At 48.2% G+C, this 9,608-nt stretch carries 12 protein-coding genes; 9 read left to right on the plus strand and 3 right to left on the minus strand.

What is annotated here, in order from left to right; all coding sequences use genetic code 11:
* Window positions 1–38 precede the first annotated feature (38 nt).
* Genes V7Z69_RS03705 through V7Z69_RS03725 form a run of 5 tightly spaced genes read left to right on the plus strand, consistent with a single transcriptional unit; the run spans window position 39 to window position 3,458 of the window.
* A complete protein-coding gene (locus V7Z69_RS03705) occupies window positions 39–827 on the plus strand; it encodes a DUF4198 domain-containing protein (RefSeq protein ID WP_334138586.1) in 789 nt (262 codons plus the stop codon).
* Window positions 828–832: 5 nt separating this feature from the next.
* On the plus strand, window positions 833–1,426 hold the full coding sequence (cbiM, locus tag V7Z69_RS03710) for a cobalt transporter CbiM (RefSeq protein ID WP_014163771.1): 594 nt from the start codon (window positions 833–835) through the stop codon (window positions 1,424–1,426).
* A gap of 1 nt (window position 1,427) precedes the next feature.
* Complete coding sequence (locus V7Z69_RS03715) at window positions 1,428–2,030, plus strand: hypothetical protein (protein WP_334138588.1); 603 nt, start codon at window positions 1,428–1,430, stop codon at window positions 2,028–2,030.
* Window positions 2,023–2,784 (plus strand): cobalt ECF transporter T component CbiQ, encoded by a 762-nt coding sequence (gene cbiQ, locus V7Z69_RS03720; RefSeq protein WP_334138590.1) that lies wholly within the window; start codon window positions 2,023–2,025, stop codon window positions 2,782–2,784. Before V7Z69_RS03715 ends, cbiQ begins: the two co-directional genes overlap by 8 nt.
* Window positions 2,781–3,458, plus strand: coding sequence for an energy-coupling factor ABC transporter ATP-binding protein (locus V7Z69_RS03725; protein WP_334138591.1), 678 nt, complete (start codon window positions 2,781–2,783; stop codon window positions 3,456–3,458). The genes cbiQ and V7Z69_RS03725 overlap by 4 nt, the downstream gene beginning before the upstream one ends.
* Here V7Z69_RS03725 and V7Z69_RS03730 read toward each other — a convergent pair.
* Window positions 3,435–4,319, minus strand: coding sequence for a hypothetical protein (locus V7Z69_RS03730; protein WP_334138592.1), 885 nt, complete (start codon window positions 4,317–4,319; stop codon window positions 3,435–3,437). The two genes, V7Z69_RS03725 and V7Z69_RS03730, sit on opposite strands and share 24 nt — an antisense overlap.
* 336 nt (window positions 4,320–4,655) lie before the next feature.
* Here V7Z69_RS03730 and trpB point away from each other — a divergent pair, with 336 nt between their 5' ends.
* The 3 genes from trpB to V7Z69_RS03745 all read left to right on the plus strand — a co-directional run bounded on the left by trpB (window position 4,656) and on the right by V7Z69_RS03745 (window position 7,676).
* Window positions 4,656–5,858: a tryptophan synthase subunit beta gene (gene trpB / locus V7Z69_RS03735; RefSeq protein ID WP_334138593.1), complete on the plus strand. Its 1,203-nt coding sequence runs from the start codon at window positions 4,656–4,658 to the stop codon at window positions 5,856–5,858.
* Window positions 5,859–5,928: 70 nt separating this feature from the next.
* The gene (locus tag V7Z69_RS03740) at window positions 5,929–6,837 is read left to right on the plus strand and encodes a cation diffusion facilitator family transporter (RefSeq protein ID WP_334138606.1); all 909 of its coding nucleotides are present in this window, start codon (window positions 5,929–5,931) and stop codon (window positions 6,835–6,837) included.
* Between the two features lie 89 nt (window positions 6,838–6,926).
* A complete protein-coding gene (locus V7Z69_RS03745) occupies window positions 6,927–7,676 on the plus strand; it encodes an ATP-binding protein (protein WP_014163778.1) in 750 nt (249 codons plus the stop codon).
* A gap of 29 nt (window positions 7,677–7,705) precedes the next feature.
* Here V7Z69_RS03745 and V7Z69_RS03750 read toward each other — a convergent pair whose 3' ends face one another.
* On the minus strand, window positions 7,706–8,443 hold the full coding sequence (locus tag V7Z69_RS03750) for a 2-phosphosulfolactate phosphatase (RefSeq protein ID WP_334138595.1): 738 nt from the start codon (window positions 8,441–8,443) through the stop codon (window positions 7,706–7,708).
* Between the two features lie 171 nt (window positions 8,444–8,614).
* On the opposite strand from V7Z69_RS03750, the gene V7Z69_RS03755 reads away from it, so the two are divergent.
* A complete protein-coding gene (locus V7Z69_RS03755) occupies window positions 8,615–9,037 on the plus strand; it encodes a thioesterase family protein (RefSeq protein WP_334138597.1) in 423 nt (140 codons plus the stop codon).
* 225 nt (window positions 9,038–9,262) lie between these two features.
* Here V7Z69_RS03755 and V7Z69_RS03760 read toward each other — a convergent pair.
* The coding region (locus V7Z69_RS03760) for a hypothetical protein (RefSeq protein ID WP_334138599.1) at window positions 9,263–9,608 on the minus strand (346 nt) is incomplete at its 5' end.

Raw genomic sequence — 9,608 nt, forward strand, 5'->3', positions numbered from 1 at the left:
TAGTAACACGCGCGTGTACAACGTGGAGGGGATCGAAGATGAAAAGGTTTTCTTTTTCCATATTTGTGATTATGGTAACGACGTTTATTCTAAGCATGTGCGGGGTAGCTTTGGCCCACTTCCAGGTCATCAAACCCCAGGATAACATAGTGGAGCAAAAAGAGGACGCCACTATAGAGATCAAGCTGCTTTTCACCCATCCTTTTGAGCAAAAGCCCATGAACATGAAGAAGCCCAAAGAGTTCGGGGTCGTTGTGCGAGGTCAAAAAACGGACCTTTTGAATACGCTCAAAAGTTACGAAGCTGCTCCGAAAGCTACCGCCTGGAAGACTCTCTACTCTATAAAGCGCCCAGGAGATCACATATTCTATGTTTCACCCGCACCCTATTGGGAAGAAGCAGAGGAAAAATACATAATCCACTACACTAAAACCGTGGTAAACGCCTTTGGCATGGAAGATGCATGGGACAAGCCGGTAGGCTTGAGGGCCGAGGTCATCCCCCTTACGAGGCCCTACGGTCTTTGGGCAGGCAACGTCTTCCAAGGCAAGGTAATAGTGGACGGCAAACCTGCAGCGGGAGCCGATGTGGAGGTTGAGTACTATAACACGGATTCCAAGGTAAAAGCACCGAAGGAACCCTACATCACTCAGGTTATAAAGACCGACGAAAGGGGCGTTTTCACTTACGCCATACCTTGGGCAGGTTGGTGGGGATTTGCTGCCCTAACAGATGCCCCTGAAACCATGAAGTCTCCTTCGGGCCAAGATGCGCCAATAGAGATAGGAGCCCTAATCTGGGTATATGCAGAGAAAGCGGAGATGTAATTGTAATGCACATCGCTGAAGGTGTACTATCCTGGCCTGTTTTAGTTTCTGGTGCCGCTATCGCCACCGCGGGAACGGCGTATGGAATAAAAAAGCTCTCCTTTGAGACGATCCCACGCTGTGGGATCGTCTCCGCCGCCTTATTCGTCGCTTCCTTGATACACGTCAATCTCGGAGCTTCAAGCGTTCACCTCATCCTCGGAGGCTTGGGGGGAATTCTGCTGGGCTGGTCCCTCTTTCCCGCCTTCCTGGTGGCCCTGTTCTTGCAGGCGGTGCTGTTTCAATTTGGAGGCCTTGTAGTTCTAGGGGTAAACGTCACTAACATGGCTCTTTCCGGCGTATTGGCTGGCTTTGTAGGACGAGCTCTTTTAAAACGTCTGAAAAGGCCCTTTTTATGCGGCGCAATCTCTGGTGCCCTTGGTGTCTTCGGAGCTGCAGTATTCGTAGCGGCCTCACTGGCTTTTAGCGGAGAAGCTTTCAGGGCCTCAGCGGTGCTTCTGATTGGTGCCCATTTACCAGTGGCGATAATCGAAGGCATAATAACCGGTTTCATAGTTTCTTTCCTATCCAAGACGGACAAGAATTTCCTGGAGGTATGACATGAAAGGCAAAAGACTAACGTTAACCCTTTTGTTTTGTGGCATCCTTTGTCTGGTATTTTTAGCGGGAGCACCTACTGCCCTTGCTCACCGTCTGAACGTCTTCGCTTTACTTGAAGGAGATTGTATCAACGGAGAGGCTTATTTCAACGATGGAAGCCCCGCTAAAGATTCGAAAGTTCTGATAAAAAACTCCACAGGGCATGTTTTGGCAGAAGGCAAAACCAATGAAAATGGGCAGTTCAGTTTAAAGCTGTCCTCACCTCCTACAGAGGCCGTAACGGTGATAGTTGAAGGAGGAGTTGGACACAGGGGGGAAACCACAGTAGAATCTCCGAAGAATGGCAAAAAGCTCACTACTACCACCAAGGTGGGCTCAGAAGCCCCCGAAAAAACTACAGTACAGGACGTTCCTTCTGCAGCAATAGAAGAAATAATCAAGAATGCTGTCAAAGAAGAGATGGAACCTATAAAAAACGAGCTTATCAAAATGAACATGGAGCTTTCGAAACCTAAAGTTACAGAGATCTTAGGAGGTATAGGATACATAGTGGGCTTGTTCGGTGTAGCTTTCTGGGTTAAGGGGAGAAGCAAAAATGGCTAAACAAATTGATATAGCTCAGGACCCTTCATTATTGAACGGTTCTTCCTACCTTCACCTCATGGACCCTAGGCTAAAGGTGTTGGCGTCATTCATATTGGCGCTGAGTGTGGCCTTAACGAGAGACTGGGGTTCTCTTGTGCTGCTATTGGGACTTTCCACACTTTTGGTGTTTTGGAGCCGAATACCTCTGACCAAGGTTATAAGAAGACTTGCCGCCTTTGACAGCGTATTGATTATTCTATGGCTGACCCTGCCCTTTTCTGCCGGGGGAGAAAAGGTCTACTTAGGGGGAGTGGCCATATACGCCGAAGGGATAAAGTTAGCCCTGGCCATAACCTTGAGGAGCAACGCAGCCTTTTTGGGCTTTTTGGCCCTTTTGGGAACAACACCAATCCATGAGAACCTGAAGGCACTACGGGCCTTGGGAATACCTCACAAACTGGTTTTGCTCTTACATTTCACCTACAGGTATGGACACGTCCTGATGCAAGAAGCCATCAAGGTTCAGCAAGCCATGGCCCTAAGGGGATTTCAACCTGGATTCAACCTTTTTACTATGAAAACCTATGGCAACTTCGTGGGGGTCATCTTTCTTAAGGCCTTCAAAAGAGCAGAAAGGGTTACTCAAGCAATGGTGTTAAGAGGGTTTGAAGGTACCTTTCCAGAGCTGGCTGCTCCCAAGAGGATGTCCTTTAAGGAAGTGGCAAGCTGTGCAGTTTTGTGCCTTTTGTTTTGGGGGTGCACACTAGTATGAAGGAACTTCTAGAGCTGCAGAACGTGGTCTTCTCCTACCCCGGGGAGAAAAAGGTCTTGCAAGGTATAAACCTTTCCGTGAAACCTGGAGAAAAGATAGCTATAATCGGCAAGAACGGCTCCGGCAAAACCACTTTGTTCAACGTGATAATGGGGCTTCTTAAACCCACGGAAGGCAAGATACTATTTATGGGCAAAGACATAGAAGACAAGCAAAGTCTTACCTTCCTCAGGCGAAAGGCAGGTTTTCTCTTTCAGGATCCGGAGAACCAGCTTTTCTGCCCCACGCTGCTGGAAGACGTAGCCTTTGGTCCTTTAAACATGGGGCTTCCCCCCACAAAGGCTAAAGAAGTAGCCCTTGAGACCTTGGAACTGGTTGGATTGACCTCGCTGGCAAGCGCTCCCCCCTACTCACTTTCAGAAGGGCAAAAAAAGATGGGGGCATTGGCCGCCATACTGGCCATGGACCCCGACTTACTGCTGCTGGACGAACCCACAAGTGGATTAGATGAAACATCCCAATCCAAGTTGGAGAAAATCCTCTCTGAATCGGAGAAAGCCATGCTTATCGCCTCACACGATATGTCCTTCCTGGCCGAGCACGCATCCAAAAGTTTCGCCCTGTCGAATGGCACATTGACCCCTTATGATTTAGGGGCCCGTACCGATGCTTAAGATCCTAACTTTCCCGTCGCTACCCTTAACTAAATAAATAAAATAGGTGGCCGTCCCGGAAAAATCCAAAGACTGTCGCTTGTCCTTGTAATCAGCCTTCAAGGTGACTTGAAAACATCTTATTCCCAGCATAGCCAACTCCCTGTCAGGTACGGGGACCTCTTTCTGATCGACCAGGTTAATACTTTTTATATTCTTTATTTCGTTCAACCACTGGTAGTAATCCTGCCTTGTTCCGAAAGAAACAGAAGAACCATCGGCAAAGCTCAATGTCAATTTTTCAGGGAATATAAGCTCAAAAGCTTCCCTGTATTTGCCCTCTCCGATCAAATCGTAGTAGCTTTGAATGGCCTGCATAAAGTCATCGTCCGTCTTAGTGACTTTTTCACTATTTTTCCCCTCTCCCTTTATGGTGAAATAATCACTCACAACGCTTGTTTTGGGGTCATCAGCATCGAAAACCATAACTCTTACATTATGGCTTTCTTTCAAACCATAGGAGGTCACAAATCCAATAGGTATAGTCCATTCCCAAAGCCCTTTTCTGGCATCTAGAGCGTACTCCCCGTCGCTGAATTCCAAGAGCCCCCTGTCCTTTCCTCCTACAGCGACCGCTATAGACACCCTTTCAACTCCTTTAGCTGCCCATTCTATTGGACAAATCTCTCCTTCTTCGTACACAGCACCTGATGCTGGACGTATTATTTCTATGCTCTTTTGCTCTGCAGCGCTGCCTGTGCCACAATCGAAAAGAAAAATTAGACATGTCAAACCTAAGAAAATAAATAGAAGCCCCACCCACCGCACTACTTCTTCGCGCTGCGTCCCTTCCGCCCCTAAGTTTTTTAGGTTATTATGCACGGGTCCGCACCTCCTATTCATCTCGACTAATAGCTACCAGTTTAATTATATCAACTTCGCCATGGCTGTTTTTTGGCAAAAGCATTTGCAAAGTTCTTGAGTTTTTGCTATAGTTTCCTTCAAATAAGGAGATGAGCCTAGATGAGAAAGATTCTAAGAAACACTAGCTACTCTGAAAGAAACTATTGGTGGTGGCGCTAAGGCGCCGCAGCCGTCAGCTTGTAGAAGCGGGGCTGCGGGATGTTACTTGTCCCCAGCCCCTTAACTTTGGAACTTTAGGGGCTTCCCACGGGGAGCCCCTAATTTTTTATCAGAAAAAAGAGGAGGTAGATTAGGATGGAAAAGCTGAGTGCAGTACATACTAACGCAGCAGGGAAAGGGTTCTACGGAGAATTCGGGGGCAGTTACGTTCCCGAAGAACTTAAGCCTCGCCTTGAAGAGCTAGAAAGGGCATACGAGGACATCCTGTCCGATCAATCGTTTTTCGAGGAATTTCATAGACTTCTCAAGGAGTACGTAGGAAGGCCGTCGGCCATCACGGAGTGCCAGAACATATCGAAGAAGTTCGGAGGGGGCAGACTGTTTCTCAAGCGGGAAGACCTTAATCACACAGGGGCCCACAAGATAAACAACGCGTTGGGACAAGCCCTTTTGGCAAAACGCATGGGGAAAAACAGGGTAATTGCCGAAACCGGCGCCGGGATGCATGGAACTGCCACGGCCACTGTTTGCGCTCTTTTAGGACTGCAGTGCACCATTTACATGGGAGCAGTAGACGTCAAAAGGCAGGCCCCAAACGTGGCACGCATGAAGGTTTTAGGGGCTGAGGTTGTGCCCGTTACTTTCGGCCAGCAAACACTCAAAGAAGCCGTTGACGCTGCCCTTACAGAATACGTCAAAGATCCAGATGTGTTCTATCTTTTAGGTTCCGCAGTAGGCCCCCACCCCTACCCTGCAATAGTTAGGAAGTTCCAAAGTGTCATTGGAGAGGAGGCAAGAAGACAGTTTATGGAGAGGGAAGGCAAGATGCCAGACTACGTAGTGGCATGCGTAGGAGGGGGGAGCAATGCTATAGGTCTGTTTTCAGGCTTCATAAATGACCCATCGGTAAAGATAGTGGGAGTAGAACCAGCAGGTAAGGGACTAGACACAGGCGAACACGCTGCCACCTTGGTCGCCGGAAAGCCAGGAATAATCCACGGCTTCAAAAGCTACGTCCTAACCGACGAAAAAGGTGAACCGGCAGAAGTATACTCCATTTCTGCAGGCTTAGATTATCCTGGAGTAGGTCCTGAGCACGCGTATCTCAAAGAATCAGGTAGGGCCCAATATGTTGCAGTGACCGACCAACAGGCCTTGGAAGCCTTTTCCGAGCTATGTAGGCTTGAAGGAATAATACCAGCCCTAGAAAGCTCTCATGCCCTGGCCTATGCGCTGGAACTCCTTCCCAATTTGAATGCCGATGAATCGGTGCTCGTGAATCTCTCAGGTAGGGGGGACAAAGATCTAGACACCGTACTACCTATTTTGGGATTATAATTGTTGGGAATAAACATTCAAGTTAGGAGGAAGAAACATAAACGTCAAGTCCGAACGACAGAATAAAGCCCTGAAGGCCTCGTGGATAGGCCTTGTGGTCAACGTCATCCTAACCTCGTTAAAGTTTCTAGCCGGCCTAATGGGCAACAGCTCGGCCATGATAGCCGACGCAGTTCATACGCTCTCTGATTTGATTACCGACGCAGTTGCCATCGTGGCCTTCAAGCTTGCAGGAAGGCCAAAAGACGAGACCCACGATTACGGACATGGCAAATTCGAAACCCTAGCATCCGTGATCGTGGGTTTGTCCCTTGCCGGCGTAGCGATAGCAATATTTTATTGCAACATAATCAAAATATGGAGCACCTTCAAAGGAGAATCCTTGCCTGCCCCAGATACTATCGCCCTGGTAGCCGCTGTGGTTTCGATTGTCTCCAAGGAATGGTTGTTTCGCTACACCCAAAAGGTAGCTTTAAACATTAAAAGCTCCACTTTGATGGCAAAAGCATGGGACCATAGATCCGACGCCCTTTCCTCCATAGGCACCCTGGTTGGAATAGCAGGCGCCATCTTCATAGGCGGCAAGGGAAGAATCCTGGACCCCATCGCGGCAATAATAGTGGGTGGGCTGATACTAAAGGTAAGTATAAAGATCTCCCTGGATGCTATCCACGAACTAATGGAGGGAGCCCTTCCAGAAAGTGAGAAAAAACGGATTCTGGAGGCCATCTTTTCAACCGAAGGGGTCATAGATGCTCATAAACTAAGGACTAGAAGGATAGGTACATCTGTGGGAATAGATGTCCATATTCTGGTATCCCCTTCCCTTTCTGTCGTAGAGGGACATGATATAGCAACGGCTGTGGAACATAAGATAAGAGAAATCCACGGACACGATGCAGTTATCTCAGTACACATAGAACCTATCCACGAAGAGGTCAAGGAACCTGGTGGAAAAGACTCCCCCAAGAGAAATTAACCCAAACATAAAACATTTCAAGGTGTTGACAAGGATGGGTATTTTGGTATTATAATACCAGTTTTCCTATTAAACCTGGAGGTGCTCACATGCCCAAAATAATGAGAAAGATAATAAAAATCGACGAGGACAAGTGTGATGGATGCGGCCTTTGCGCTCAAGCCTGTCACGAAGGGGCAATACAGATTATAGACGGTAAAGCCAAACTCGTATCCGAATCCTACTGCGACGGTCTAGGAGACTGCATCGGAGAGTGTCCAAGAGGAGCCATTTCCTTTGAGGAGCGCGAGGCCGAACCTTATGATGAGGAAGCAGTGTTGAAAAACAAGGCACTAAAGGATTTTCCCCCTTTACCGTGCGGGTGTCCTGGAACGGCAGTCAGAGACCTCAAGGATTCCAATAACGAGAGGCCATCTCACCACACGGAACAGAAAACGGCCTCACGTTCTGAGCTCGCAAACTGGCCCATACAGCTCATGTTAGTCCCTGTCAACGCCCCATATCTAAAAGGAGCCAACCTTCTCATAGCGGCTGACTGCGCAGCTGCTGCGTCTTACAACTTTCATGATGCCTTTGTAAAAGGCAACACCCTCCTTTTGGGATGTCCCAAACTTGACGACGCAGGATACTATGCGGAGAAGCTTGCCCAGATAATAGAGATCAACTCTCCCCCTCTCATACACGTGGTAATAATGGAGGTTCCTTGTTGTGGTGGTTTGAAATCCCTGACAGAAAGGGCCATAGAGGCGGCAAAAAAGACATTAACCTTGAGGGTCACAAGGTTGAGCGTCCGTGGAGAGGTACTGGAAGACGAAAAGACAAAGTACGTATTCTCCTAAGGTTTAAGAGAGAAAGGTTCCGTGCCTTCTTACTCCTGAAGCAGAAGGCACGGCCTCCCCTCTAGGAGGACGACAGTAGGCACAACAAAAGAACAGTTCACCTTGCAGCAGTATTCAATGTCCTCCTTCATTCCCAGCTCCATCAGGAGCTTGGCACTTTCAGACATATATACCCCTTTTCCCAAATCTTTGCCGTAAAACTCCCAAAGGGCTGAAACCACCTTCGCTCCATCATCCAAATCTACATTTCCTGCCATTTTCAAAATCTCTTCTAATAAAAGCCCAGCACATAGACAATCATCCAAGGCTAGTCTTCCTTCCTTGCCAGCACAAAGAATCCCGACTGTATCTTTCAGCTTTAATGCCCTTCTTGCGGCATGATAAGCGTTTCGTGCCGCGGCAACGAATACAGCTTTCCCCGTAGAAGCGGCCTTGAGGTACGCCAAAGTTCCATTCGATGTGGTCATCACTGCTCCAGCTTTGTCCTTTAGATGGACGTATTCAAAAGCCAAGGGCGAATTACCTAAGTCAAATCCTTCTATGGGAAGGGCTTTTCTTTCGCCCATCAATATCCAGTTATCCCCAAGGTTAGCCTTCAGGCGCCTAGCCTCCTCCACTGAGGAAACAGGCAGTATCTTTTTCCCCCCATGCTCAAAGAAGGCCACAGCGGTAGATGACGCCCTAAGCAGGTCCACTACCAACCAAACGTCTACATCCGGTAACGTTTCCCCGGGAGTCAAGACGATTCTGATCTTTTTACCTCCCAAAACATACACCTCCATAGGTGTTTAAGGCACAATTTATAAACTATAATAACGATAGATGATGATATTAGACATTGTATGTCAAGATTTTGCAATTAGCCATCCAAAGAATATGGAAGTAAAATATCAGTGATGCACATCGCAAGAGCACTACACAGAATAGGAGGGATAGCTATGCTTAACATAGGCGAGTTCCTTTCCCCTGGCATCTTTTCAGATGTCAAGTTGACGGTAAAGGAAGAAGATACCGTGGGCAACTTCTCCCCAAGGCTGGAGCAGCTATTGTCAACTGCAGCATGTGTCAAGGCTTTCATAAAAGCTGCAACGGAAGCCACTGACCACCACCTTCCAGATGGGTATTTGACCGTGGGAAGGTCCATCTCCATAGACCACGAAGCCCCATCATATCTTGGGACCACGGTCACCTTTAGAGCCAAGTTGACACGCATAGAGGGCAACAAGCTTTTCTACGAGCTTTCCGCCTGGGATCATCAGGGGATTATAGCCACCGGCACCCACGTAAGAGCCGTCGTAAAATGGGAAATACTGATGAACAAAGCGAGGGAACGAGCATTCTCTGAGGAAAGAGGCGTGTAAAGACAAAGGCACAAATTAGGACATAAAGCGGGGGAAGGCTAAAAGGCCTTCCCCCTTCGATTTTAGCTTCATTTATCTTTCGATTCGATCTTGCACGACTTCTATATCTGAGCTTCTTATACTGTTTTGATTCCCACAACCACGCTCTGTCTTGGGACCTCACTGTGGTTGCCTTTTTAATACCGCAACCCATCCTTCATCCAGTGGCAAAACTATGCTCCATCTTCACGAAGGCAGTTGCGCTAATCGCCTAAGAAGTCCCTCCAGGATTATCCGTTCCTTCACCACCTGGAGCACCTTCGGCGTTGTTGTTACCTGAGCCCTTGCCAGGGTTTGTTCCATCTGAATGGCCGGAATGACTTCCTCCTCCACCCTGGTTACCGTTATTGCCTCCGTTACCGTTTCCTCCGCCACCTTTACCTTGTCCGTTATTCTCTCCACCGTTGCCGGTTCCTGGGCCACTTCCACCAGTGTTTCCTCCGCCGTTACCCGGGTTACCGTTGTTTCCATTTCCGTTACCGGGGCCTCCGTCGTCATCATCATCATCGTCGTCGTCATCGTCATCATCATC

It is taken from the genome of Thermovirga lienii (assembly GCF_036847465.1).
GTDB classification, from domain to species: domain Bacteria; phylum Synergistota; class Synergistia; order Synergistales; family Thermovirgaceae; genus Thermovirga; species Thermovirga lienii.